Origin of the sequence: Pseudoalteromonas sp. P1-9 (assembly GCF_001399975.1) — a bacterium.
Taxonomy (GTDB): Bacteria; Pseudomonadota; Gammaproteobacteria; order Enterobacterales; family Alteromonadaceae; genus Pseudoalteromonas.
Window position 1 is genome coordinate 57,597 of record NZ_LKBD01000016.1, and the last position, 26,492, is coordinate 84,088.

The 26,492-nt window shown below is 41.5% G+C and carries 22 protein-coding genes and 5 tRNA genes; 8 read left to right on the forward strand and 19 right to left on the reverse strand.

Going from position 1 to position 26,492, the window contains the following annotated elements:
* Window positions 1-2: 2 nt before the first annotated feature.
* Together glnD and dapD are read left to right on the forward strand one after the other, a co-directional pair.
* Entirely contained in the window at window positions 3-2,618 is a 2,616-nt protein-coding gene (gene glnD, locus AN214_RS11545) for a [protein-PII] uridylyltransferase (RefSeq protein ID WP_054979872.1), read from the forward strand.
* Between the two features lie 9 nt (window positions 2,619-2,627).
* Complete coding sequence (gene dapD, locus AN214_RS11550; RefSeq protein WP_054979873.1) at window positions 2,628-3,455, forward strand: 2,3,4,5-tetrahydropyridine-2,6-dicarboxylate N-succinyltransferase; 828 nt, start codon at window positions 2,628-2,630, stop codon at window positions 3,453-3,455.
* A 72-nt stretch (window positions 3,456-3,527) separates the two neighbouring features.
* On the opposite strand, the gene AN214_RS11555 is transcribed toward dapD, so the two are convergent.
* From AN214_RS11555 to pspA, 8 genes are all read right to left on the reverse strand, one after another.
* Complete coding sequence (locus tag AN214_RS11555) at window positions 3,528-3,869, reverse strand: 4a-hydroxytetrahydrobiopterin dehydratase (protein ID WP_010559688.1); 342 nt, start codon at window positions 3,867-3,869, stop codon at window positions 3,528-3,530.
* 13 nt (window positions 3,870-3,882) lie between these two features.
* Entirely contained in the window at window positions 3,883-4,680 is a 798-nt protein-coding gene (gene phhA / locus AN214_RS11560; protein WP_054979874.1) for a phenylalanine 4-monooxygenase, read from the reverse strand.
* 372 nt (window positions 4,681-5,052) lie between these two features.
* A complete protein-coding gene (locus AN214_RS11565) occupies window positions 5,053-6,234 on the reverse strand; it encodes a PLP-dependent aspartate aminotransferase family protein (RefSeq protein WP_054979875.1) in 1,182 nt (393 codons plus the stop codon).
* A gap of 125 nt (window positions 6,235-6,359) precedes the next feature.
* Window positions 6,360-7,391, reverse strand: a complete 1,032-nt coding sequence (locus tag AN214_RS11570; RefSeq protein WP_054979876.1) for a TIGR01620 family protein — start codon at window positions 7,389-7,391, stop codon at window positions 6,360-6,362.
* Window positions 7,388-8,824: a YcjX family protein gene (locus AN214_RS11575; protein ID WP_082428562.1), complete on the reverse strand. Its 1,437-nt coding sequence runs from the start codon at window positions 8,822-8,824 to the stop codon at window positions 7,388-7,390. The genes AN214_RS11570 and AN214_RS11575 overlap by 4 nt, the downstream gene beginning before the upstream one ends.
* Before the next feature lie 37 nt (window positions 8,825-8,861).
* Window positions 8,862-9,272, reverse strand: a complete 411-nt coding sequence (pspC, locus tag AN214_RS11580) for an envelope stress response membrane protein PspC (protein WP_010559683.1) — start codon at window positions 9,270-9,272, stop codon at window positions 8,862-8,864.
* Entirely contained in the window at window positions 9,269-9,502 is a 234-nt protein-coding gene (gene pspB, locus AN214_RS11585; protein ID WP_010559682.1) for an envelope stress response membrane protein PspB, read from the reverse strand. The genes pspC and pspB overlap by 4 nt, the downstream gene beginning before the upstream one ends.
* Window positions 9,503-9,533: 31 nt before the next feature.
* A complete protein-coding gene (gene pspA, locus AN214_RS11590; RefSeq protein WP_054979877.1) occupies window positions 9,534-10,199 on the reverse strand; it encodes a phage shock protein PspA in 666 nt (221 codons plus the stop codon).
* Window positions 10,200-10,383: 184 nt separating this feature from the next.
* On the opposite strand from pspA, the gene pspF reads away from it, so the two are divergent.
* Genes pspF through AN214_RS11620 form a run of 6 tightly spaced genes read left to right on the forward strand, consistent with a single transcriptional unit; the run spans window position 10,384 to window position 16,794 of the window.
* Window positions 10,384-11,454 (forward strand): phage shock protein operon transcriptional activator, encoded by a 1,071-nt coding sequence (gene pspF, locus AN214_RS11595; protein WP_054979878.1) that lies wholly within the window; start codon window positions 10,384-10,386, stop codon window positions 11,452-11,454.
* Window positions 11,438-13,120: an ABC transporter substrate-binding protein gene (locus AN214_RS11600; RefSeq protein ID WP_152960759.1), complete on the forward strand. Its 1,683-nt coding sequence runs from the start codon at window positions 11,438-11,440 to the stop codon at window positions 13,118-13,120. Before pspF ends, AN214_RS11600 begins: the two co-directional genes overlap by 17 nt.
* On the forward strand, window positions 13,120-14,154 hold the full coding sequence (locus AN214_RS11605) for an ABC transporter permease subunit (protein WP_054979899.1): 1,035 nt from the start codon (window positions 13,120-13,122) through the stop codon (window positions 14,152-14,154). Before AN214_RS11600 ends, AN214_RS11605 begins: the two co-directional genes overlap by 1 nt.
* Window positions 14,141-15,034 (forward strand): ABC transporter permease subunit, encoded by an 894-nt coding sequence (locus AN214_RS11610; RefSeq protein ID WP_010559677.1) that lies wholly within the window; start codon window positions 14,141-14,143, stop codon window positions 15,032-15,034. The genes AN214_RS11605 and AN214_RS11610 overlap by 14 nt, the downstream gene beginning before the upstream one ends.
* Window positions 15,035-16,033, forward strand: a complete 999-nt coding sequence (locus AN214_RS11615; protein ID WP_054979879.1) for an oligopeptide/dipeptide ABC transporter ATP-binding protein — start codon at window positions 15,035-15,037, stop codon at window positions 16,031-16,033.
* Window positions 16,033-16,794 carry an ATP-binding cassette domain-containing protein gene (locus AN214_RS11620; protein WP_054979880.1) on the forward strand — a complete coding sequence of 254 codons (762 nt, stop codon included), beginning with the start codon at window positions 16,033-16,035 and terminating at the stop codon, window positions 16,792-16,794. Before AN214_RS11615 ends, AN214_RS11620 begins: the two co-directional genes overlap by 1 nt.
* Before the next feature lie 100 nt (window positions 16,795-16,894).
* Here AN214_RS11620 and AN214_RS11625 read toward each other — a convergent pair whose 3' ends face one another.
* The 11 genes from AN214_RS11625 to AN214_RS11675 form a co-directional block, all read right to left on the reverse strand.
* Complete coding sequence (locus AN214_RS11625; protein WP_054979881.1) at window positions 16,895-18,802, reverse strand: SurA N-terminal domain-containing protein; 1,908 nt, start codon at window positions 18,800-18,802, stop codon at window positions 16,895-16,897.
* Between the two features lie 164 nt (window positions 18,803-18,966).
* Window positions 18,967-19,239 carry a nucleoid-associated protein HU-beta gene (hupB, locus tag AN214_RS11630; protein ID WP_010559673.1) on the reverse strand — a complete coding sequence of 91 codons (273 nt, stop codon included), beginning with the start codon at window positions 19,237-19,239 and terminating at the stop codon, window positions 18,967-18,969.
* A gap of 204 nt (window positions 19,240-19,443) precedes the next feature.
* The gene (gene lon, locus AN214_RS11635; protein ID WP_054979882.1) at window positions 19,444-21,801 is read right to left on the reverse strand and encodes an endopeptidase La; all 2,358 of its coding nucleotides are present in this window, start codon (window positions 21,799-21,801) and stop codon (window positions 19,444-19,446) included.
* A 173-nt stretch (window positions 21,802-21,974) separates the two neighbouring features.
* Window positions 21,975-23,258: an ATP-dependent protease ATP-binding subunit ClpX gene (gene clpX / locus AN214_RS11640; protein WP_054979883.1), complete on the reverse strand. Its 1,284-nt coding sequence runs from the start codon at window positions 23,256-23,258 to the stop codon at window positions 21,975-21,977.
* A gap of 110 nt (window positions 23,259-23,368) precedes the next feature.
* Window positions 23,369-23,980, reverse strand: a complete 612-nt coding sequence (gene clpP, locus AN214_RS11645; RefSeq protein WP_054979884.1) for an ATP-dependent Clp endopeptidase proteolytic subunit ClpP — start codon at window positions 23,978-23,980, stop codon at window positions 23,369-23,371.
* 190 nt (window positions 23,981-24,170) lie between these two features.
* The gene (gene tig, locus AN214_RS11650; RefSeq protein WP_054979885.1) at window positions 24,171-25,475 is read right to left on the reverse strand and encodes a trigger factor; all 1,305 of its coding nucleotides are present in this window, start codon (window positions 25,473-25,475) and stop codon (window positions 24,171-24,173) included.
* Window positions 25,476-25,781: 306 nt separating this feature from the next.
* A tRNA-Pro gene (locus AN214_RS11655) sits at window positions 25,782-25,858 on the reverse strand.
* 26 nt (window positions 25,859-25,884) lie between these two features.
* Window positions 25,885-25,961 (reverse strand) — tRNA-Pro (locus AN214_RS11660).
* Window positions 25,962-25,980: 19 nt separating this feature from the next.
* Window positions 25,981-26,056 (reverse strand) — tRNA-His (locus AN214_RS11665).
* Between the two features lie 37 nt (window positions 26,057-26,093).
* Window positions 26,094-26,170 (reverse strand) — tRNA-Arg (locus AN214_RS11670).
* A 43-nt stretch (window positions 26,171-26,213) separates the two neighbouring features.
* Window positions 26,214-26,290, reverse strand: a tRNA-Pro gene (locus AN214_RS11675).
* Window positions 26,291-26,492: the final 202 nt, after the last annotated feature.

A 26,492-nucleotide genomic window follows, 5' to 3' on the forward strand; every position in this document is an offset into this window, starting at 1 on the left:
CAATGGCAATAACAAAAAAATTTACCCAGTTGCTCGCAAAATGCGAGCAACTTGATGACTACAAACACCTTCTAGAACAGTTCTACCTTTGGCTCGAAGAGCAATTTTCACATCAGCCTGTTGAGCGCTTAGTGAAAGCCCGCGCGGCACTTGTCGACGCGATTTTAAGCCAGCTTTATGATCACTATCAATTACACCAACACGGCGATTTAATTGCCATTGGCGGTTATGGCCGCGGTGAACTGCACCCTTTTTCCGATATCGACTTTTTGTTACTGGTAAACAAAGAACCTAACAAAGAAACGCAAGAAACTATCGCTAAATTTGTCACTTTTTTATGGGACCTGCGCCTCGATATTGGTCATAGCGTTCGTACTATCAAGCAAACCATAGAACATAAAAAAAACGATGTTAATTTTGCCACCAGCTTGCTTGAATCTCGGTTGGTTTGTGGTGATCCTGATAATTTTGCTCATTTACAAAAAAAGTTAGTTGAAACGTCAGCATGGAAGTCGGATACCTTTTTTATCGCGAAACGCGATGAACAAGAAATAAGGCATAAAAAATGTCATGGAACAGCATATAACCTAGAGCCTAATTTAAAAGAAAACCCGGGCGGATTACGCGACGTACAAACCATTATTTGGGTCGCAAAAAAGCATTTCCGCTCACAAACGCTCGAAGAACTAGTAGAACACGGTTACTTAACGTTTGAAGAGCATCAAGAATTGCAAGAATGTATTGTAAACCTGTGGAATATTCGCTTTGCACTGCACCTGGCAGCTGGGCGCATGGAAAACCGGTTACTCTTTGATCATCAACCAGTAGCAGCAAAGCTGCTCGGTTTTGGCGACGATGGACGTGCCGCCGTTGAGCGCATGATGAAGCGTCTGTTTCGCATTATGGGGCGTGTGCGTGAACTTAATCAAATGCTGTTATCCTACTTCGAACAAAGCATTTTAACAGGCCATGTAAACTATAAAGTAACCAGTATTAACGCAGACTTTGAACAAATCGGCCATCAAATTCGGGTGAAAGACCCACAAGTGTTTTTTCACCGTGAAAAAATTATTGAGCTGTTTTGGCACATTGCCAACAACCCACAAATTACCCATATTTACCCGAGCACTATTCGTTTACTGCGCCAAGTAAGGCGCCGCTTATTAGGCGACCTACAAGATTATTCGCTGTGTCGCACTATGCTGCTTAAACTTATTTCGCACCCTAATGGCATGGGGCGTGCGTTTACGTTAATGCATAAACACGGCATTTTATCGGCGTATTTACCGAATTGGCGTAATATTGTCGGGCAAATGCAGTTTGATTTATTCCATGCTTATACGGTAGATGAACACACCCATCGTTTAATTCAAAATTTGTATCATTATTTCCAGCCAGAGTGCGCCAATACGTTTCCGCTGTGTCGTGAAATTGTAGTACGCATGGAAAAACCAGAGCTATTGTATTTAGCGGGTATTTTCCACGATATTGCCAAAGGTCGCGGTGGTGATCACTCAGAACTAGGTGCGGTAGATGCCAGAGAGTTTGCCAAATTACACGGCTTAACGACCTTTGAGGGTAAGTTTATTGCGTGGCTTGTGGAAAACCATTTGCTTATGTCGGTGACTGCACAGCGCAAAGACATTAACGACCCTGACGTGATTGCTGAATTTGCGGCGCGTGTTAAAAATGAAAAGCAACTCGATTACCTTTATTGCTTAACACTTGCTGATATTCGCGCCACCAACGACAACTTGTGGAATGATTGGAAAAGTACACTGCTGCGCGACCTTTATACCCACACACAACGTGCGTTGCGCCGCGGTCTTGAAAACCCAATGGATTTACGTGACCAAATTCGCGATAAAAAAGCACAAGCAAAACAACGTTTACTTAATTTAGATTTTGCAGAAGGCCAAATTGATGCATTGTGGCTTCGTTTTAAACCCGATTATTTCACGCGATTTTCAACGCAAATGATTGCATGGCAATGCGAGCATATCTTGGCGTCAAAAGATCCTAGTAAAGGATTGGTACTGCTTTCTGGTCAGCCTATTAATGGCGGTAGCCAAGTATTTGTTTACTGTCCAGATCAAGCCAATTTAGTTGCGCGTTTAGTAGCGGTGTTGGGCGCTAAAAAAGCCAACATATTGCACGCGCAAATAATGAACACCAAAGACGGTTATGCGGTTGATAATTTTGTTATTTTAGAACAAAACGGTGAGCCGGTAACGAGTCAAAGCCGCGCCAGTTCAATCAAAAAGTCAATTCAACAAGTTATTGACGAACCAAATAAGAAAGTTCGAGTCAAAAAGAACCGTAAAAAGCGCTTTAAAGGCTTTAATATTAAGCCCCGAGTTATAGTGTCACCACATGGGCGTAAAGACCGCACCCTTGTAGAAATTCAAGTGGTTGACATTCCAGGCTTATTAACCAAAATAACCGATGTATTTTCAAGTTTAGCGTTACATATACACGCCGCACGCATCACAACCATAGGCGAACGTGCTGAAGATTTCTTTGTGGTATCTAACGCTGACTATAACGCATTAAATGAACAAGAATGTGGCGATTTAAAAAACCGCCTTCTTGAAAGATTCAATTCCGAAAACGATTAAAGGCACACTATGGAACAATTGAAATTAACCATCGAGCAAGCATGGGAAAATCGCGATAATATTTCACCGGCATCAGTTTCTGATGAGGTTTTCAACGCTATTAACGAATCCCTTGCTTTGTTAGATTCAGGTAAAGCACGTGTGGCTGAAAAAATCTCTGGCGAATGGGTTGTACACCAATGGCTTAAAAAAGCGGTGTTATTGTCATTTCGAATTCGTGACAACGCGCCAATGAATGACGGTGTTAACCAGTTTTACGACAAAGTACCGCTTAAGTTTACTGACTACACGCCAGAGCAGTTTAAGCAAGAAGGCATGCGCGTAGTACCAAACGCGGTGGCTCGTCAGGGCAGCTTCGTAGGCAAAAATGTTGTGTTAATGCCTTCTTATGTAAACATTGGCGCTTACGTTGATGAAGGTACTATGGTAGATACCTGGGCAACCGTAGGTTCATGTGCACAAATAGGTAAAAACGTACACTTATCAGGTGGTGTAGGCATTGGTGGTGTACTAGAGCCACTGCAAGCTAACCCAACCATTATCGAAGATAACTGCTTTATTGGCGCTCGTTCTGAAATTGTAGAAGGCGTAGTGGTTGAAGAAGGCGCGGTAATTTCAATGGGCGTATATATTAGTCAAAGCACGCGTATTTATGACCGTGAAACCGGTGAAACCCATTATGGCCGCGTACCAGCTGGCGCCGTAGTTGTACCAGGCTCACTGCCATCAAAAGACGGCTCACACAGCTTATATGCTGCAATTATCGTGAAAAAAGTTGATCAGCAAACACGTGAAAAAGTAGGTATCAACGCCCTACTTCGCTCAGTAAGCGAATAATGCGTTAAACGCATAAACTAAAAACACAAAAAAGGGCGCTAATTAGCGCTCTTTTTACTACTTAGAAGTTAATTAGTCTTCTAGCAGTGCATCTGTTTTAGCGGCACAAATAAAGTCATTTTTATGAAGACCTTTAATTGAGTGACTCCACCAAGTTACGGTCACTTTGCCCCACTCAGTTAAGATACCAGGGTGGTGACCTTCATCTTCTGCCATTGCACCTAACTTGTTGGTGAATTCTAATGCGAGTTTAAAGTTCTTGAACTTAAATACACGCTCTAATTGCATAATGCCGTCAACCACAATTGGTGTCCAATCTGGTATTTGCTTAACTAATACGGCTAGCTCTTCATCTGAAACTTTTGGTGCGTCAGCACGACACGCTTCACATTTTTGAGCACTTAATTCAGACATAATAAACCCTTTTCTAACTTGCTTTCTTTTGTTTAGGTGGAAATAGTGGCTCGTGGAGCCCTAGCGCTTTTGCTTTTTCTACAAGCGACATAATATCGAGCTGTGAAATATCAAATAAATCTTCAATTGCATTAATGGTGTAATACAAAGGTTGCATAATATCGATACGATACGGCGTGCGTAACACATCAAGTGGTTCAAGCGGCTTGATTTGTGGCACATCTGAGTAGACATACTGGGTTTCGCCTGGGCTTGATAAAATACCACCGCCATAAATGCGTAAACCATCTCTAGTTTGCATTAAGCCAAACTCAACGGTAAACCAATATAAACGCGCTAAATATACGCGGTCTTTTTTCTCAGCAGCTAAGCCAAGTTGACCATATTTATGGGTAAACTCAGCAAACGCGGGATGCGTTAACATCGCGCAGTGACCAAAGATCTCGTGAAAAATATCTGGCTCTTGTAAATAATCAAACTCTTCACGTGAGCGAATAAAGGTCGCTACTGGGAACTTTTTATTTGCCAGCAAACGGAAAAACTCATCAAAATCAATCAATGCAGGTACTGGCGCACATTCCCAACCTGTCGATTCGCGCAGCACTTCGCTTACTTCTTTTAACTGAGGAATACGGTCTAAAGGTAGATTTATTTTCTCTAACCCTTGCATATACTCATCACACGCTTTGTTTTGTATGCATTCTAATTGACGTGCGATCAGCTCTGACCAAATTTGATTTTCTTCATCAGACCAATTGATAAACCCATTATCATCTGGCTGTTTAGAAATATAACTACTACTTTTGCCCATAAATTTCATCTCTTCATCAGCAAGTGACGTACTTGCTTAAGCACAACATTCAAACGCAAAACGGTGACATTACACGCTGAATTCAGATGTTCTAGATGTTATGACAAAGTTACTTAAAAGGTAATGACTGCGGCAGTTTTGCTACTTACTACAAACCCGCAAAACGTAAACTTAAAATTACACAAGAGTAAACATTTAAAACCAATCTTATAAATAAAGAGCTTAAAACTAACACAACTGTAAAAATAACATTACACAATATTACTTTCACAAGGAGATAAATGTTAACAAAAACCGTTTTCAGCTTTAACTAGTTACTTAGAAACAAAAAAAGAGGCTGAACGCCTCTTCAACTTAACCAAATAGAGAACATTAAATTTGCGCTAATGCTTGTGCTAAATCGTCAATAATATCATCAGATTCTTCAAGGCCAACAGAAATACGCACTAACCCATCTGAAATCCCTGCTGCTAAGCGTTCTTCAGGTGTATAAGGAGAGTGTGTCATCGATGCGGGATGTTGGATCAGGGTTTCGGCATCACCTAAGCTTACTGCTAACGTGCACAATTTCGTTGCGTTAATAAATTGCGCGCCCATTTCAAGTGTGCCTTTTAGCTCAAACGCAATTACACCGCCGGCCGCTTTCATTTGCGTGCCAATAAACTTGTTACCTGGATGAGATTTTAGGCCAGGGTAATATACTTGTTCGATTTTTTCGTGCTGTGCTAAAAATTCCGCGACTTTTTGTGCGTTGTTACAGTGTCTTTCCATACGAACGCTGAGTGTTTTCATACCGCGAATAATTAACCAGGCATCGTGCGGACTAATGGTTGCACCAATATCTTTTAACACAGTTAACTTAATAGTTTCGATATGCTCTTTGCTACCGCATACTAAGCCCGCAACCACATCGCCATGACCATTTAAGTATTTAGTTGCGCTGTGCAGCACAATATTGATTCCAAAGTGCTTTGGTTTTTGCAGTAGCGGCGTCAGAAAGGTGTTATCGATTACCGAAATTAAATTATGGCGCTTAGCAAAATCACCAATAAACGCAAGATCAATAACCACAAGGTTTGGGTTGATAGGCGTTTCAGCAAAGATCATTTTAGTATTTGGTTTAAGTGCGTTTTCAACTGCGTTATGGTCTTCCATATCAACAAATGTCACTTCAATACCAAACTTAGGTAACATATGAGAAAACAAAGCAAAGGTGCAGCCATACACCGCTTTTGAGGCAATCAAGTGATCGCCTTGCGCTAAAAAGCTCAGAACAGATGCTGATACAGCGCCCATGCCGGTGGCCGTGGCAGCGCCATCCTCCATTTCTTCTAATGCTGCGATTTTAAGTTCTAGCTCTCGGGTTGTTGGGTTGCCAAGGCGAGAATAAATATAGCCTGCTTCATCGCCCGCAAAACGCGCAGCGCCTTGCGCTGCGTTATCAAAAACAAAGGTAGAAGATTGGTAAATAGGCGTACTAAGAGGACCATGGGCGTGATCGTGTTGCTTTCCGCCATGGATACATAAACTGTTATCCGAAAGTTGTGATTTCATACTACTTGCTTAAATTGTTGTCATAATTATTAACTACATAATTAATGCACAACTGAAAAAACAACAAGCACGCTAGATTGTTAGACGGCTAAAATTGTATACAAAAGACCAAGAATACGTAAAGTTTATTTTCCACTCTGTCCGCTGTCTTTGTTTTTCACACTGTCTATAGCGAGTTTAACGCACGATGTTAACAAGTTTTTCTTACTAGGTAAGCCTGGTAGAGGGCGACTTAACTCCATTGCTTTGTAGCCAATACGTGCCGTAAAGATGCTCACACTCACACCTTGCGCGGCGCGTGCAGATAGTTTGCCAGCTAGTTCAGCGCTTAAAGCTGTTGTGGCAAAATCACTGATAAGCTCAGCACTGCCAGCAAACAGCATTTGCTTTAATGTCATACGATACAATTTTATGCGGCTAACATACCCTAACGGCAAACCATACACTTGCGTGATGTCTTCAATCATTTTAGTGCTACGCCAAAGCACCACCGCCATATCGACTAATGCGATAGGCGATATCGCCACCATCACACCTGAAGTAGAAGCGTATTTTTTTATGATATTCTGTGCTTTTTCGTCCTGCTCGACCAAAACGGTATTGGCATACAGAGACATCACTTCTTGGTCTGTGTGATGGGCGTCGAGCTTAGAGAGCATCTGCGCTAACTTATCATTACTGAGGTGACCGTTGATTTTGGTTAGAAATCTTTCCGCTTCGCCAATTTGCACAGATTGCATTAATCTAGCGGCATCATGCTGCTGAATTTTCGTATTTTTTAATTTTCGTAATAACCGGAATTCACGAAATGCGACTTTACCAACTAAAGCCAAAGCTGTAGATACTGCCACGCCGTACACAACAGCTAAAAACGGTGACGTGCTAATCGCCTCAACAATCGTAAAAATGACTTCAGACAACACTAACGTCACCAGCGATAAAACAAAAATACGCGCCAGCCAGTTAGGCTTAGTTGGCTTTGTTAACGAGTCTAATTCGGTTTCAAGTGGCGTTTCAGCCGTTTCTAGTTCGATATGTGATTGGGCAACAACTTTACCTTGCTGCAATTGCTCACTTTGTTCTAATAATGACTCCAATTGGCTATCGTTCTGCGGGTCGTATTCTTTGATAACTCGGCCTTGTTGCAACTCACTCATAGCACCTTATCTCCAATTAAATACTCTATTACATGGTCTAACCTGACATGTTCAAGCTGATGCTGCGCGTTTAACATCGGGTAAAAGCTTGGAAAGTTAAAACCACTTTTTGGCCACTGTTCGGGTGAAAGCAAACGCATTGGTGGTTGCGCTGGCAAATACATTAGCAACTGCTCACTTTCGATTGATTTACCATAAATACAATTAAGTATTTCTCCGTTTTCGTTTACTTGTACCTGCTTGGTTGCTTTCACTGAACTCATCGCCATGGTTTCTACCATGACGCCTTGGTAATTCAATTCATTTTGCGCATCAAGCACTAAATTATTGAGTAATAACGCCAAGTCTTTATGATGCTCAACACTCAAATGGTCAACTTTATTTGCAGCAAATAAAATTTTGTCGATTTTGGGTGAAAACAAGCGGCTTAAAAAGTTATTTTTGCCATAATCAAAATGCTTTAACAGCGACTTAAGGACATCACTTTGCTCTACCAGTGCATCGCGTCCTTTATCTAGCGCACCTAATAAATCAACCAAAATAATTTGCCTGTCAAAGCCGCCAAAAAAATTACTGTAAAAAGTCTTAACAACGTCTTTTTTATATTGCTCATAACGCGTTTTAAGGGTTGCTAAATAACTGTTCTCCGGAGCGCTTAACAGTGCTTGTTCATCAATATCAGGGATTGGGAAAAAATGGGTAATTGGCGCATCTTCCAACTCACCTGGCATAATTAAACGGCCAGGCTGTAACTGCGTTAATTGACACTGATTTTTAAATATCAGTAATAAATCTCGATATTCATGTGCGAACTGTTTAAGTTGGTCGAAGTCGACTTCTTGGGCCCAATCAAATTGCGATAATTTATTTATAAACGTTTCACTATGAGCTGCTCGCGGCTTTTCTTTAAGCAATGCAAACTGACGGTTATTCCATGTCAGAAACGACTCATCAAGCATAGGTAAATCAAGTAACCATTCGCCAGGGTAGTCAAAAATATCAATTGTTAGGGTGCTAACATCTGTTAGATGGGCGCGTAAACCACTATTCGGCTTATATTTAATGTTTAAACGTAAGGTGTTTAATCGGTTGGTTGATGCAGGCCATTTACCCAATTGCAACTGATTTAACGCGTTACCATAGTCAAAGCTAGCAACGCTTAAATCATCTTGCCCTACGAGTTTGCCCGCAATAAAACGCTCTTGCTGTTGTAATGAAAAAAATGGCAGCTTGCTTTTAGGTTGTGTTAAATGATGAATAAACGATGTAATAAAAGCGGTTTTACCACTTTTACTCAGTCCTGTTACGGCAAGTTTTACATGTTGGTCTAAACCGCGTTTTACTAGTTTTTGTGCTTTGGCACGCAGTTTTTGTAACTTTTCCGATTGGTTGATAACTTTCTCCTTAACAAACAAAACGGATAAGTTTGCCAATGGGAAAACTTATCCGTTTAGGTACGTTGTCTTATCGCTACAGTTTGTTGATTTCACGGCTTACAGTAAACTCCGGTGAAGTAACATACTTTTCCATCGCTTGTAAGCGGCCATCAATGCGATCAAACTGTTCTTTTAAGTCGTGAAGCGCACGACGTGGTGGTTCACCTGCTTGCCACACTTTTGACTTAACTTCGATCGGTTTTTCAGTATTAACCGTTTCTGTTTTACTTTGATTAGGTAAAGTTTCTGGCTTTACCTCCAAAATAAACCAGCATGCAATGTAAGCAACAATAAAGAATGGGCCACCGAGCAAGAGTACTGCTGAAATAAAAATAATTCTTACCAGCCACAGCTCCATATTAAAGTAGTCGCTTAACCCTGCACAAACACCAGCTACTTTGCCACGCTTTGGGTCACGATATAATTCGCCTCTACGTCTACTCATACCTTAGCCCTCCACTCAGGCGCCTCCGCGTCTAAAATAGACTCTAGCGTTTTCACGCGGTCGGCCATTTTTTCTGCTTTGTTTGCCAGTTCAATTAGCTGACGATGTTCATGTTCACTTAAACCTTGGCTCACTTGCTTTTTGCTGCGGTAATGTAAAATTAGCCATAATGGTGCAACAAAAATCATAAACAAGATTGTTGGAACTGCTATTGCTTCAAACCCACTCATAGTGCCCTCCTGCTCTCCCAAGCTTTAATTATTACTTATCTTTTTTAGCCATGCTTTTCTTAAGAGCTGCTAGTTCATCATCGATTTTTTCTTCATCTTGAAGACTGGCGATTTCATCAGACAATGTTTTCTTACCCATTTCATACGATTCAATTTGCGACTCAAGGCCATCAATTTTATTCTCGTAATGTTCAAAACGATTTAACGCATCTTCCACTTTAGATGAATCAAGCGCTTTTTTAACACCTAAACGCGACTCAGCAGAACGTTGACGAAGAATAATTGCTTTTTGACGTGCTTTAGCATCAGCTAGTTTGTCTTGCAATGCTGCAACTTCTTGCTGCAATTTTTCAATGTGCTCTTCAACTTGCGCAAGCTCATGCGCTACCGCGGTTGCCGCTTCGGTTGATTTTTTCTTTTCAACAAGTGCTGAACGCGCTAGATCTTCGCGCTCTTTGCTTAGTGCTAACTCAGCTTTTGCTTGCCAATCAGCAGCTTCCTGCTCAAGTTTTTCAACACGACGTACTAGTTCTTTCTTTTCGGCAATGGTTTTTGCCGAGGTAGAACGCACTTCTACAAGCGTGTCTTCCATTTCTTGAATAATCAGACGAACCATTTTTTCTGGATCTTCTGCTTTATCTAACAAAGCATTGATATTTGAATTCACAATATCTGCAAAGCGTGAAAAAATTCCCATAATACTTTCCTCAATTTTAAAATTTATGACTGACCGCTTTTACTGTATCAAGATGCTTGCCAACTTTTAAATACACCTAACACACTGATTTTAAAATGAAACATTTTGAAATACAAAATACTTTAAACACATCCGGAATTAAAATACACTAGATGTTAGTAAATTTGACTAAGAGTTAGCAAAAATGAGTCGCACTAATCAACAGGACAATCTTTTAGGTCAGTCTAACAGCTTTTTAGAAGTATTAGAGCATGTATCGCAAGTAGCACAGCTTAATAAGCCCGTACTCATAATTGGCGAGCGCGGAACAGGTAAAGAACTGATTGCTGCACGTTTACATTTCCTTTCGAGTCGTTGGGACCAAAATTATGTGAAGCTTAATTGTGCGGCACTAAACGAAAACCTGTTAGAAAGTGAATTATTCGGACATGAATCAGGCGCATTTACCGGCGCAAGCAAACGTCATGAAGGGCGTTTTGAGCGGGCTGATGGTGGCACACTGTTTTTAGATGAATTAGCCAATACATCGGGACTTATTCAAGAAAAACTATTACGTGTCATTGAATATGGTGAGTTTGAGCGTGTTGGCGGTAAATCCACTGTACGCGTTAATACGCGTCTAGTTTGCGCAACCAATGAAGATTTACCCAGTCTTGCTGAGCAAGGCGAGTTTCGCAGTGACTTACTCGACCGCTTGGCTTTTGATGTGATCACACTGCCGCCTTTAAGAGAACGTAAAGAAGATATTATGCTGCTTGCTGAAAACTTTGCGATTAATATGGCGCGGGATCTTGAGTGGGAGTTATTCAGCGGTTTTACACGAAAAGCACAAGAAACCTTATTCGACTACCACTGGCCAGGCAATATTCGTGAACTTAAAAATGCGGTTGAACGAAGTGTTTATCGCGCCGCCAACCCGCATGTGCCAGTACATGAAATTATACTCGACCCATTCATTAGCCCGTTTAGACCAAAACAAAAAGTCAAAACAAACGACCGTGTAAGCGTCGCCCCAACTGATGCTGTTGCGCCACCAGTTGTAGAAGAGCCAGTAACGAGCAAGCCAGAATTTAACTTTCCATGTGACTTAAAAACATTATCAAATCAGTACGAAATTGATTTAATTAATGACGCATTGAAGTATTGCCAATATAATCAAAGAAAAACGGCCGATAGCTTAGGGTTAACCTACCATCAGCTGCGGGGCTACTTAAAAAAATACAATTTATTAGATGCCAATGCGCGAACGTTGTAACACAACAACACAAACGGATAAAAAAAGAAGTAACTTGCCAAAATTACTCGAATTACTTCGTACTAACTGCTCAAAGGTGTCGGCTATTTTCGCATGCACCTTGCTTGCTGCGTGCACCTTTGAAGAGCAAAAAACCATTAATGGCCTAGTGTACTGCTCAGAAGCAAACCCGGTGGCATTTAATCCACAGTTGACCACAACAGGGTCAACCATCGACATTATCTCGCATCAACTCTATAACCGTTTACTATCAATCGATCCATCCAGTGGCGAATTTATACCTGAACTGGCAACCAGTTGGTCGTTGCAAGATAGTGGCAAAAAAGTGGTATTTAATTTACGCCAGGATGTGGCGTTTCATCAAACCGATTACTTTACACCAAGCCGCTCACTTAACGCAGACGATGTGGTGTTTACGTTTACCCGCTTATTTGACGTTTATAACCCTTACCACTTTGTAGGTGGTGGTAATTACCCGTATTTCCAAAGTATTGGTTTAGATCAGTCATTTCGCTCAGTCACTAAAACAGGCGAGTACCAAGTTACGTTTGAGTTGTTTAGCCCAGATAGCAGCTTTTTATCCAACATGGCCACCGATTTTGCCATTGTGCTATCAAAAGAATATGCCGATATGCTAAGTAAAAATGAGTCTTTGGAAGATATCGACCGCTTACCTATCGGCACAGGCCCTTATAAATATAAACGTTTTAAACGAGATGCCTTTGTGCGCTTTTATCGCAATGAAGATTACTGGAAAAGTGATGTGGCCATTGAACAATTGGTATTTGATATTACATCAGACTCCAACACGCGCATCGCTAAAGCGCTTACTGGCGAGTGTGACATTGCTGCTCACCCAAGTAGTGCGCACATCGAAGTGTTAAATAACCGTGAAGACATCGCCGTTGAAAAATTAGCAAATTTAAATGTGGGCTATTTAGCCTTTAATACGCAAAAAGCACCATTTAATAAAGTTGAAGTACGTCGCGCAATTTCACACGCCATCGACAAACAAAAAATACTGCAAGCGGTCTATTTTAATAACGCGGATATGGCACAATCTATTTTGCCGCCAGAATCTTGGGCCTACCAAGCCCAACCAAACTACCCTAGCTATAACTTAGAGCTAGCAAAATCATTACTCGAAACCGCAGGTTATAAAGATGGCTTCACCATGGATCTATGGGCGATGCCAGTAAGCCGTATTTATAATCCTAATGCCCGAAAAATGGCCGAGCTTATTCAAAGCGAATTAAAGCAAATTGGCATAAAAGTGAATATTATTGAGTATGAGTGGAATACGTTTCTTGAGCGATTAACCCTGCATCAACACGATTCGGTTTTAATAGGCTGGGCTGCTGACTCGCCAGAACCCGATAACTTTTTAAACCCGATTTTAAGCTGTGCATCAGTGTTTAGCGGTAAGAATCCTTCAAATTGGTGTAACGCCGAATTTGATTTACTGCTAACAAAAGCCCACGACACCGAAGATATTGAGGCGAGAAAAGAAATTTACTTTGCTGCGCAACAAATGGTTGCTCAAGAATTACCTTTACTGCCAATTGCCCACGGACTGCGCCTTCAGGCTAAATCAACACATATCACAGGTGTTGAGGTGCCACCATTTGGTGGTATTTCGCTCGCTAATGCGAGGAAAGCACAATGATGTTACGTGACTACCTTGCTAGAAGGCTAACGCTATTCTTCTTTATGCTGCTGTTATTAAGCGCATTTACGTTTTCATTGGCGTATTTGTTTCCAGGTGAAGCGATTTCAAATTTAAGTGGTGTGCAAACACCCACACCAATGGAACGCGATGCGCTGAGCCAAAAATATGCCCTAGATAAAGGTTATATTGCGCAGTATGGCAAGTTTATTTCAAATATTTTCCATGGTGATTGGGGCACGTCTTTTTCATCAGGACAACCGGTGTTTGACCATATTAAAGAGCTTTTCCCTGCAACGATAGAGCTTGCATTTTATGCCCTTATTGTGTCGATTATTATTGGTGTTCCGGCGGGGATTTTGTCGGCGGCGTATCACAAACGACTACCCGACTACACTATTAACTCATTTGCACTGATAGGCATTTCGACCCCTATATTCTGGCTGGCGCTTATTTTAATCATGGTGTTTTGCTTACAGCTAGGTTGGCTGCCAATGAGTGGCCGCGTCGGCTTACTGTATGAAATTCCTGATACGACTGGGTTTATTTTGATTGATATTGCCCTTAGCGATATCGATTATAAACAACAGGCATTTATTGATGCGTTTAAACACTTAACACTACCAACGTTAGTGCTCGCAACCTATCCAACCAGCGTACTCACACGCTTTACCAAAGACTCTACACTCACCGTATTAGATAAACCGTATATTAAAACTGCACGCGCTAAAGGCTTGACTCGATATGAAATTATCACACGCCATGCGCTGAAAAATGCCCTACTACCCATTATTAAACAAATTGGTTTGCAGTTTAGTACACTTATTACGCTCGCAATGATAACCGAAGTTATTTTCTCATGGCCAGGCGTTGGACAATGGCTGATTAATAGTATTTATCAGCGTGATTACCCAGCAATTTCAGGTGGCTTATTAACTGTATCGTTATTTGTGATTATCGCGAATATTGCGGCGGACATTTTACACAACCTATTAGACCCAGTTTCGAGAAATCAAAGTCATGGCAAAGTTTAAGTTATTTACCGAAGACTCAAACAAGTCGCCATTACGCCATTTGTGGCGTAACTTTAAGTCGAACCACCTTGCGTTATTGGGTCTTTGGGTGTTTTTATTTTTAACGGTACTTGCCATGTTTGCGCCGCTTATTGCACCTTATGGTATCAACGAGCAGCATAATAATTCGCTTATTTTACCGCCGTCTTGGGATGACCAAGGTAGCGTAAACTTTTTGCTTGGAACCGATGGCCTAGGGCGCGATTTACTTTCACGCTTAATGAACGGTGCCACTATGACCTTTGGTCTTGCCATTATCACGGCATTATTAACAACCCTTTTTGGTGTCATTTTAGGCATTTTAGCCGCGCTCACTAAAGGCTGGCGTTCTTCGGTTTTAAATCACCTACTTGATGTAACACTGGCGATCCCAAGTTTATTATTGGCAATTATTATTGTGGCAATTCTTGGGCCTGGTTTAATGAATACAGTGTGGGCAATTATTCTGTCACTGTTACCACAATACATTCATTCAATCCGAAATATTGTTAGCCAAGAAATAAGCAAAGACTATGTGATTGCCCACCGCCTTGATGGTGCAAGCAAATGGCGCATTCTATTAAAAGGTATTTTGCCCAATATATACGAACAAATTGTATTAATTTTTACCATGTCGTTATCGACTGCCATACTGGATATCGCAGCACTAGGCTTTTTGCAATTAGGCGCTCAACCGCCTACTGCAGAATGGGGCGCAATTTTGGCAGAAAACTTAAGTTTAATTTACCTTGCCCCATGGACAGTAGCCCTGCCCGGCTTCTTGCTATTTATTACTATTTTATCTACTAACCTAGTTGGTGATGGTTTGCGCCAAGCACTGCAAAAACGTAAGGCCAGCTAAATGCAATTGCTCGATATTCGTAACTTAACGATAGAGTTAGATACCGGTGAAACAGTGATCCGCGCGGTCGACCGCGTTAGTATTAGCCTAAAAGAAGGTGAAGTGCATGCCCTCGTTGGTGAATCTGGCTCGGGCAAAAGTTTAATCGCAAAGGCGTTAATGGGTGTGTTAAATGCGCGCTGGCGTATCACTGCCGACCGCATGCATTGGCGTGGCATTGATTTAATGCGATTAAGTGGCGAAAAACGTCGCCAGTTAATCGGCAATGAAATCGCGATGATCTATCAAGAACCCAGTAGTTGTTTAGATCCCACAGCGAAAATCTACGATCAGCTGATTGAAAGTATTCCGCGCGATAAAATTAACGGTCACTTTTTTCAAAAGCGCTTATTGTTAAAAAAACGCGCAAAGGCATTACTACACAAAGTAGGCATTAAAGAGCATGAGCACGTATTTGACAGCTATCCCCATGAGCTTTCGGAAGGTATTTGTCAAAAAGTGATGATTGCAATGGCGATTGCACGCTCGCCTAAGTTACTGATTGCCGATGAGCCGACAACAGCGCTTGAAAGTACAACACGCGCACAAATTTTTCGTTTGCTACGCAGTTTAAATCAGCTCAAAAGCATGTCTATTTTAATGATCAGTCATGAATTATCAGAGCTAAGTGATTGGACTCATGGCTTACACGTTTTATATTGCGGACAAATGGTAGAGGCTGGACGTACTAAAACGTTATTTACCAAGCCAAAACACCCTTACACGCAAGCGTTACTTAAAAGTCTACCTGAATATAACCAAAGCCTAGCCCATAAAGCACCGTTGTACGCGCTCAAAGGCACAATCCCGACCTTGCATCACCTTCCTATTGGTTGTCGACTTGGACCACGCTGCCCGCAAGCTCAGCGAGAATGTGTGGCAACACCTCCAGTGTCAGATAGCCATGGTCACACCTATGCTTGTCACTTTCCGCTTAATCAAGACAAGGAAAAGTGCTAATGGAACCAATCCTTAAGGTACAAGCATTGCACAAACACTTTAACGTGCGTGCTGGGCTTTTTAGAAGTAAGCAGTTTAATGCTGTCTCTGATGTATCGTTTTGTTTGGGAAAAGGTGAAACGCTCGCCATCATTGGTGAAACAGGTTCAGGTAAAAGTACATTAGGTAAAATTTTAGCCGGCGCTGATACCGCAAGTTCAGGACAAATTCTACTAAATGGCCAAATCATTGAAGATAGCGGAAAACGCGTAGAAAACAGTAAAGATATTCGCCTGATTTTCCAAGATCCGATGAAAAGCTTAAACCCAAGCAATACTATTGGCAGTATCTTGGGCGAAATCTTAGTGCTAAATACCGACTTAGATAAACAGCAGCGCAGAGAACGCATTAACCAAACGCTGTTGAACGTAGGTTTACTTGCCGAACACCGCAACTACTACGCGCATATGTTCTCAGGCGGCCAAATCCAGCGCGTCGCGCTTGCTCGGGCAATTATTCTCGATCCTAAAATCTTAGTGTTAGATGAAGCGCTGTCCTCGCTCGACCCTTCCGTACGGGCGCAAACAGTAAACCTTTTGTTGCGATTACAACGCGAGACGGGGTTGAGTTATATTCTTATCACTAACCACTTAAGCTTAGTTAAGCATATGAGTGATAGCTTATTACTGCTTCACAAAGGCAAGGTGGTTGAGTATGGCGAAACACATCAAGTCTTTGCAAAGCCACAAACTAAGTTGGCTGAGCGCATGCTTGCTAACTAAGCAAAGTGCATAATGACCAAAACCAACTAACATAACTGTTAAAAGAAGTATTAAAGACACAAAAAAAGCGCCCTTAGGCGCTTTTTTTAATAGCGAAACATTATAAATTTGGCTCTTGCGTTTCAACTGCTGCTGTTTTCACTTCAGCATCATCTTTTAACGCTTCGATAAAGCTCTCATAATGTTTATTCATTTGCTGACGTGCAATGCCATCACGTAGTTGGTCGTTAATTTCTGCCGCTGGTGCGTCATACACTTTATTTAACACAACTAAGCTAACATCACCGTTACCAAGTGTTACTAGCTCAGCGCTTTGCGCATCACTAGGTGTTGGCATTTTAAATGCAGCTTGAACTACTTCATATGATGGTGCAAATGACTGACGTGTTACCGCTTCAGTCGCAACTACTTCAGCATTTGCTTGTGTTGCGATTTCGCTAAGTGCAGTACCTGCTTGTAGGCTTGCGAATAACTCTTGTGCTTTAGATTTTGCAAGTTCGCTCGCTTTTTGGTTCTCAAGTGTTAATTGAATACCCGCGGTTACTTCTTCAAGTGGTTTTACCGCTGCCGCTTTATGTTCTTTTGCACGAATAAATACAATGTGTTCATCAGCAATTTCAATCAGCTCAGAGTTAACACCATCTTCTAAAATCTCTACCGAAAATGCTGTGTTTAACACATTAGGGTTGTTAAGTGGCGCTGGTGCGTTATTACGTGAGAATAACTCAGTGCTCTTAACTTCAACACCTGCAACTTCTGCTGCATCTGCTAAGCTGTCTGCAACTTCAAATGCAAGATCTGCAACACGTGTTTGTACTTCATAAAATTGATTTAAACGTTTATCAAGTTCTAACTGCGCCTTGATGTCTGCAGATACTTCAGCAAGTTCTTTTACTTGCTCTGGCTCGTAATCTGTTAGTTTAATGATGTGGTAACCGAATTCTGTTTTAATGATTTCAGAAATATCGCCTACGCTTTCAAGCGCGAACGCTGCCGTTTCAAACTCAGGGTCCATCATATCGCGGTCGATCCAATCAAGATCACCACCTAGCTCCGCGCTGACTAAGTCATCTGACTTTTCTTCAGCTAGCTTTTCAAAATCAGCACCGTTTTGTAACTCAGCTAAAATTTCTTCCGCTTTTGCTTGTGCAGCTGCATCGTCTTCTAAGTTCTCAACAAGAATATGTGCAACACGGCGACGCTCAGGCTCCATGTATAGTGCCTTATTTTCTTCGTAATTAGCCGCAACTTCAGCGTCTGTTACCGCCTCTTCAAGTGGTAGCTCTGAACCTTTTAACTCAATGTACTCTAATGCCACCATTTCAGGTGCCATAAACTGGTTTTGATTAAGCTGATAGTATTCTTTAATTTCGTCTTCTGAAACCGTTACGTCTGCTTTGAAGTTTGCCGCGCTTAACGTCACAGTTTCAATATCACGTAATTGGTTCTGCAGTTTTACTGCACTCGCAAGCTCGTTATCTAACGTGAAGTCAGTTGCAATTAACGCTGTCGCTAATTGGTTTAGCGTCATTTCTTTACGTAAGTAATCGCGGAAACCATCAGGCTGATAGTTCATTTGGCGAATTACTTGAAGGTAACGATCATTATTAAACTGACCAGCAACTTGAAATGCAGGAATATTGCGGATTTCTTTTTTGATTGCTTCGTCGCTTACACGCAGGCCTAGTTCTTGTGCAAGTTGCATTTGTAGTTCTTGTTGCACTAGACGTTGCATTACGTTTTCACGCATACGTGCAACATATGCAGGGTCTGACGCGATTTGTGAAAAATATTCACCAAATTGCTGCTCTAGACGACTGCGTTCATTCTCGTAAGCACGAGCGAAGCTCATCTGGCTAATTTCCTTGCCATTGACAGTTGCAACAGGCGTTTCCGTAGGTTGACCTAAATAACTACCAATACCGGCAAGAGCAAATGATATAATCACTAAGGTTAAAATGACTTTTGCCGTAGCACCTTGTGAGCCTTCTCTAATTCTCTCTAGCATTGTTTTTCTCTTTTATTCTGTTTCAGTGTCAATTTCAGACTGAAATTACAGCACGCTATATATGTAAAAAGCGCATCTTAGCAGATGCGCCTTTTTACTTGAAGATTAAAATTGCTGTTTCAAAGGTTATTTTGAAATTGGCAAGTTTAGCCTTCTACAGTCAATTAGTTTACTGCGTCTTTTAGCGCTTTACCCGCTTTAAAAGATGGAATATTTGCTGCAGCAATCTCAATTGATTCACCAGTTTGTGGGTTACGGCCTGTACGAGCAGCACGCTCACGTACTGAGAAAGTACCAAAACCTACTAATGCAACAGAGTCACCGTCTTTTAGTGCACCTGTTACTGATTCGATAAATGAATCTAACGCACGGCCTGCCGCTGCTTTAGAAATATCTGCATCTGTTGCGATTTGATCAACTAGTTGAGACTTATTCACTATATCATCCCCTTCCATTGTTATTATTTAATCGTGGTATAAGACCACACAAAGGCTAAGTTAATGCACCAAAATAATGCGTTAAATTAACAATAAAAATTCGCGCTAATCACCGTATTTAAAGGGCTAGCAAAATTACAGTGCCTAAATTAGCACAGACATTTTATTTGAAAAGCCCTTTTCGACGGTTTTTGATGAATTTTTTTAATTTTTTGCCGTTTCGATTGAAAAACTAGCAATTGGCTCAGCTAAAGCGAGTTCAAGTACCTCTTCAATTCGCTTAACAGGGTGGATAGAAAGCCCTTCCATTACGTTTTCTGGGATCTCTTTTAAGTCACGCTCATTCTCTTTTGGAATAATCACGGTCTTAATGCCACCACGGTGTGCCGCTAACAGTTTTTCTTTTAAGCCGCCAATTGGCAATACTTCACCGCGTAAAGTGATTTCACCTGTCATCGCCACTTCTGAGCGCACTGGATTGCCCATTAAGCTCGATACAAGTCCTGTCACCATTGCAATACCCGCACTTGGGCCATCTTTTGGTGTCGCACCTTCTGGTACATGAACGTGAATATCGCGTTTTTCGTAGAAATCTTCATTAATGCGCAGCGCTTCAGCACGACTACGTACGACTGTCATTGCCGCTTGAATCGACTCTTGCATTACATCGCCAAGTGAACCTGTGTAGTTAAGCTTACCTTTGCCCGCCATTGAAGCACATTCGATAGTCAGCAAGTCACCGCCTACTTCAGTCCATGCAAGACCGGTTACCTGGCCTACTTTGTTGCTATCTTCCGCTTTGCCGTAATCATGGCGCTTAACACCTAAGTAGTCTTCTAGGTTGTCTTCGTTAATGACAACTTGTTTCAGCGACTTATCTAGTAAAATATTTTTAACTGCTTTACGACATAACTTTGAAATTTCGCGCTCTAAGCTACGCACACCTGCTTCACGGGTGTAGTAACGTATAATGCCAATAATTGCACTGTCTTCAATTGAAATTTCAGATTCTTTTAATCCATTGCGTTTAATTTGCTTTGGAATTAAGTGACGAATCGAGATATTCAGCTTTTCATCTTCGGTGTAACCAGAAAGACGAATAACTTCCATACGATCCAGTAACGGACCTGGAATATTGAAGCTGTTTGATGTTGCCACAAACATTACATCACTTAAGTCGTAATCCACTTCTAAGTAGTGGTCGTTAAAGCTTGTATTTTGTTCAGGATCAAGTACTTCTAATAATGCAGATGACGGATCACCACGCATATCAGACGACATTTTATCGATTTCATCTAATAAGAATAACGGGTTTTTAACGCCTACTTTCGACATATTCTGTACGATTTTACCCGGCATCGAGCCGATGTAAGTACGACGGTGACCGCGAATTTCAGCTTCATCACGCACACCACCGAGCGCCATACGCACATACTTACGGCCTGTTGAGCGAGCAATTGATTGGCCTAGTGACGTTTTACCAACACCAGGAGGACCCACTAAACACAAAATTGGGCCTTTTAGCTTATTGGTACGGTGTTGTACTGCTAGATACTCAATAATGCGTTCTTTAACTTTATCAAGACCATAGTGATCGGCATCTAAAATCTCCTCTGCTTTCGCGAGGTCTTTTTTAACCTTAGAGCGTTTTTTCCAAGGTACACCTATCATTGTATCAATGTAAGTACGTACCACGGTCGCCTCAGCAGACATTGGTGACATCATCTTCAGCTTGTTTAGCTCAGACTTGGTCTTCTCTTCTGCTTCTGCCGGCATTGCCGCTTCTTCAATTTTTTTGGTTAAGCCTTCAAACTCATCAGGTACATCATCCATGTCACCTAATTCTTTTTGAATCGCTTTCATCTGCTCATTGAGGTAATACTCACGCTGGCTTTTTTCCATTTGCTTTTTAACGCGTGAGCGAATCTTCTTCTCAACTTGCAATAAGTCGATTTCGCCTTCCATCAGCGCCATTAAAAACTCTAAACGCTCTTTAACATCAGCGTATTCGAGCGCTTTTTGCTTTTCAGACACTTTTAGTGGCATATGTGCAGCCATGGTATCAGCTAGGCGCGCTGTTTCTTCAATACCTTGCACTGAGCTCAATACTTCTGGTGCAATCTTTTTGTTTAGCTTAACGTAGCCTTCAAACTGGCTTACAGCGCTGCGCATAAATACATCTTGCTCAGCTTCTGGGATTTCGGTTGATTCTAAAAACTCGGCAGTCGCAACAAAAAACTCATCAGTGCTTACAAATTCTTTTACTGCAGCACGTTGCGTACCTTCAACAAGTACCTTAACAGTACCATCTGGCAGTTTTAATAACTGTAAAATAGTGGCAACTGTGCCTACTTCATAAATATCTGACGCTTCTGGCTCATCGATATTTGAGTCTTTTTGTGCAACAAGCAACACTTGCTTATCATTATCCATTGCGGCTTCTAAGCATTTTATTGACTTTTCACGGCCAACAAAGAGCGGAATAACCATGTGTGGATACACAACTACATCGCGTAGTGCGAGAACTGGAATTTCAATCGTATCGGTACGTTCAAGGGTCATACTTGTTCCTTGCGTAAAACTGGTAACTTTAGCTTTTTTAAACTGTATTCAGTTTAGTCAGCAAATTATAAATTTTTAGATTATTTGTGAATATGGGGATAGTTAATCAAGAGATCAATGCTTTTATAAAAAAAGGAGCCATTTGGCCCCTTTTTCGTTCAATAATCAAACAACTATTCTGATACTGCTTTATCAGGCGTTGCATTCTCGTAAATCAGAATTGGGTCTGACTCACCTTTGATTACTGTTTCATCGATTACGACTTTCGATACTTCATCCATTGATGGTAACTCGTACATAGTATCAAGCAGTACACCTTCAACAATTGAACGTAGGCCACGTGCACCTGTTTTGCGCTCCATTGCTTTATGCGCAATCGCTTTAAGTGCGTCTTCGCGGAATTCTAGCTCAACGTTTTCCATTTCAAACAATGAACCATATTGCTTGGTTAATGCGTTTTTCGGCTCACTTAAGATTTGCACAAGTGCAGCCTCGTCAAGTTCACCTAGTGTTGCAACAACCGGTAGACGACCAATAAACTCAGGAATAAGACCATATTTAACCAAGTCTTCCGGTTCAACATCTTGGAACGCTTCCGTAAGTGAACGTTTTGAATCGCTTGATTTTACATCGACACCAAAGCCAATACCGGTATTTTTGCTACCACGCGCTTCAATCACTTTATCTAGGCCTGCAAATGCACCGCCACAGATAAATAAGATTTTAGATGTATCTACTTGCAGAAACTCTTGCTGTGGATGCTTACGGCCACCTTGTGGTGGAACTGACGCTACCGTACCTTCAATTAGCTTAAGTAATGCTTGCTGCACACCTTCACCCGATACATCACGAGTAATCGATGGGTTGTCTGCTTTACGTGAAATTTTGTCAATTTCATCAATATAAACAATACCACGCTGCGCTTTTTCAACATCGTAATCACATTTCTGTAGCAGCTTTTGAATGATGTTTTCTACATCTTCACCCACGTAACCTGCTTCAGTTAACGTGGTTGCATCTGCCATCGTAAATGGTACATCAAGTAGCTTAGCCATGGTTTCAGCAAGTAATGTTTTACCACTACCTGTTGGACCGATAAGCAAAATATTACTTTTACCTAGCTCTACAGGGTTTTTGCCAGTTAAATGACGTAAACGTTTGTAGTGATTGTATACTGCAACCGAAAGTACTTTCTTCGCATGCTCTTGACCAATTACATAGTCATCTAAGTTACTACGAATTTCTTTTGGTGTTGGTAAGCGATCTTGGCTAGCTTGTGCTGGCGCAATATCTTTTACTTCTTCACGAATAATGTCATTACACAGTTCAACACACTCATCACAGATATACACAGATGGTCCTGCGATAAGTTTACGAACTTCGTGCTGGCTTTTACCGCAAAATGAGCAGTAGAGTAATTTTCCGCTCTTATCGCCGTCACTCCGATTTTCAGACATTAAGCTACCTCTTAATATTCTTCCCGACCTTTTATTTTACCTAAATAAAAGGCGTTTGTTTACAACGAGCTGCTTTACCATTATGGCAAAGGTTTATTAGCAACGCTAAATTAATCTCGCTGTGAAAGTATGCCGTCAACTAAGCCGTAGTCAACTGCTTGCTGAGCACTCATAAAGTTGTCACGATCTGTATCATTCGATACAACTTCTAACGGCTGTCCAGTGTGCTCGGCCATTAATCTATTTAGTTTATCTTTGATTGATAAAATTTCTTTAGCATGAATTTCAAAATCAGATGCCTGACCTTGGAAGCCACCCAGTGGTTGGTGAATCATCACACGAGAATTTGGTAAACAGAAACGTTTGCCTTTAGTACCACCTGATAACAAAAATGCGCCCATGCTTGCCGCTTGACCCATACATACCGTACTGATATTTGGCTTGATAAACTTCATGGTATCGTAAATTGCCATACCCGCAGTAACCGAGCCACCTGGCGAGTTAATATAAATAAAAATGTCTTTTTCAGGGTTTTCTGATTCTAAAAACAATAATTGAGCCACAATTAAGTTAGCCATATTGTCTTCAACTTGACCTGTTAGAAAGATAACACGTTCTTTTAATAATCGCGAATAGATGTCGTATGAGCGCTCACCTTTAGCAGTTTGCTCAACTACCATAGGCACTAATGCATTTAAAGGATCGACTGGGTTATTTAACATTATTAATACTTTCCTTTTGTGCTAACAAAGTCCAAACGTAATTTTGTTAACATATGACGCTGAAACTATGCGGAATTAATATTCCAACTGATTATCAGATTACCGGCAATAAAAATGGCCCGGTACAAACTGCAAATTTTGCAGAGATACACGAGCCATTTAATCGTTAGCTAACGTTTAAGTCAATGACTTATTGCGCAGCTTGTGGATTCATGATGTCGTCAAAGCCTTTTGCTACTTCTGAAACAGTTGCTTTTGCAAGTACTGAATCGATTGCAGCTTCTTCAAGTGCTACATTACGCATCTGTTGCATAAGTTGCTCGTTTGACTTGTAGTACTCAACAACTTCAGTCGGATCTTCGTATGCTGAAGCCATAGTTGCGATTAGCTCTTCAACTTTAGCGTCGTCAGCTGTGATCTCGTTTGACTTGATTACTTCACCTAAAAGTAGGCCAGTCTTTACGCGAGTCGCTGCTTGCTCTTGGAATAGCTCAGCTGGAAGCTCAGGCATGTTTTTAGCGTCGCCGCCAAAACGTTGTGCCGCTTGCTGACGAAGTACGTCGATTTCTTGACCGATAAGTGCTTTAGGCGCTTCGATTTCGTTAGTTTCAAGAAGACCTTTGATTACCTGATCTTTAACCTGTGCTTTAACAGCTTGGTCAAGTTCACGGCTCATGTTTTTCTTCACTTCTTCTTTAAGTGCGTCTAAACCGCCTTCTGCAACACCGAATGTTACTGCGAACTCATCTGTAAGTTCAGGAAGTTCTTGAGCTTCAACTTTGTTTACAGTGATAGTGAACTGAGCAGGCTTACCTTTAAGGTTTTCTGCGTGGTATTCTTCAGGGAACGTTACGTCAACAACAACTTCTTCGCCCGCTTTTTTACCAACGATACCGTCTTCGAAACCAGGGATCATACGCCCTTGACCAAGTTCTAGTGGGAAGTTTTCAGCTTTACCGCCTTCAAAATCTTCACCGTCGATAGTACCAACGAAATCGATTGTTACACGGCTTTCTTCAGCAGCTGCTTCTTCAGTCTCAACCCAAGTAGCGTGCTGCTTGCGAAGTGTTACAAGCATGTTTTCAAGATCTGCGTCAGTTACTTCTGCAACTGGCTTCTCTACTGAGATTTTTTCTAAATCTTTGATTTCAACTTCTGGGTAAACCTCAAAAGTTGCAGAGAATTCTAGGTCTTTACCAGCTTCAAGCGTTTTTGGCTCGAATGAAGGCGCGCCAGCTGGGTTTAGTTTCTCAGCGATTACCGCATCAATGTACTGACGTTGCATAAGGTCACCAGCAACTTCTTGACGTACTGCTGCACCATAACGCTTATTGATGATTGACACAGGAACCTTGCCTGGACGGAAACCATCGATACGCTGTGTTTTTGAAAGTTGTTGTAAGCGTTTTTTAACTTCTGTATCAATGTTCTCAGCTGGAACAGTGATTGTAATGCGGCGCTCTAGGCCTTGAGTAGTCTCAACAGAAACTTGCATGTTTTACCTCAATCTTTTAAATATGGCGTTTTTTACGCCTTCCTTTACCCAGTGACATGTGCAAAAAAGAGTTTGTATCGCTTTATTGCTCACTGTGGAATAACCCTAATACCAATCTGATAATCAAACCATCAAATTTGCTTATCAGATTGGTATGAAGCGTTTCAAGTTAAACTTTAGACGCGGCATTATAACGCAATAATTGAGATAGTCGAGCATCCTAGTGAAATTAATGAAAATGGATAAAAACATGAATAATTTCGATGAATTTTGAAGTGAAATTAAAGATTTTTGAGGGAGATAAAGTGGTCGGCGTTGCAGGATTTGAACCTGCGACCCCTTGGACCCAAACCAAGTGCGCTACCAAGCTGCGCTAAACGCCGACAATAAGATGCGTGTACTGTAAAAATGGTCGGCGTTGCAGGATTTGAACCTGCGACCCCTTGGACCCAAACCAAGTGCGCTACCAAGCTGCGCTAAACGCCGAAACAGTACTAAAGTAAGATGGGGCGACTGACGAGACTTGAACTCGCGACAACCGGAATCACAATCCAGGGCTCTACCAACTGAGCTACAGCCGCCACTACTTTATGCAGTGTGTTGTTTACTTTTATAAAATGGCGCACCCGGAAGGATTCGAACCTTCGACCGACGGCTTAGAAGGCCGTTGCTCTATCCGGCTGAGCTACGGGCGCATTTCGAACCACACCTTACGTGCAGAAACCCTTTATAAAAAAGTGGTCGGCGTTGCAGGATTTGAACCTGCGACCCCTTGGACCCAAACCAAGTGCGCTACCAAGCTGCGCTAAACGCCGACTGTTTTGAACATTCATGTGAGTGCTCGTAAACAACGGGGTGCATAATAGTGATTTGACCTTGCCCCGTCAAACCTTTTTTTTGAAAAAACTGTTCAACTGGTTAAATTTAACCCTAAGTGTTCACATTTTGTTAAAAGCATGACTTTAACGCATAAAAGACAATCAAACATATCGGACATTTGTCCGCTAACACCTGTTG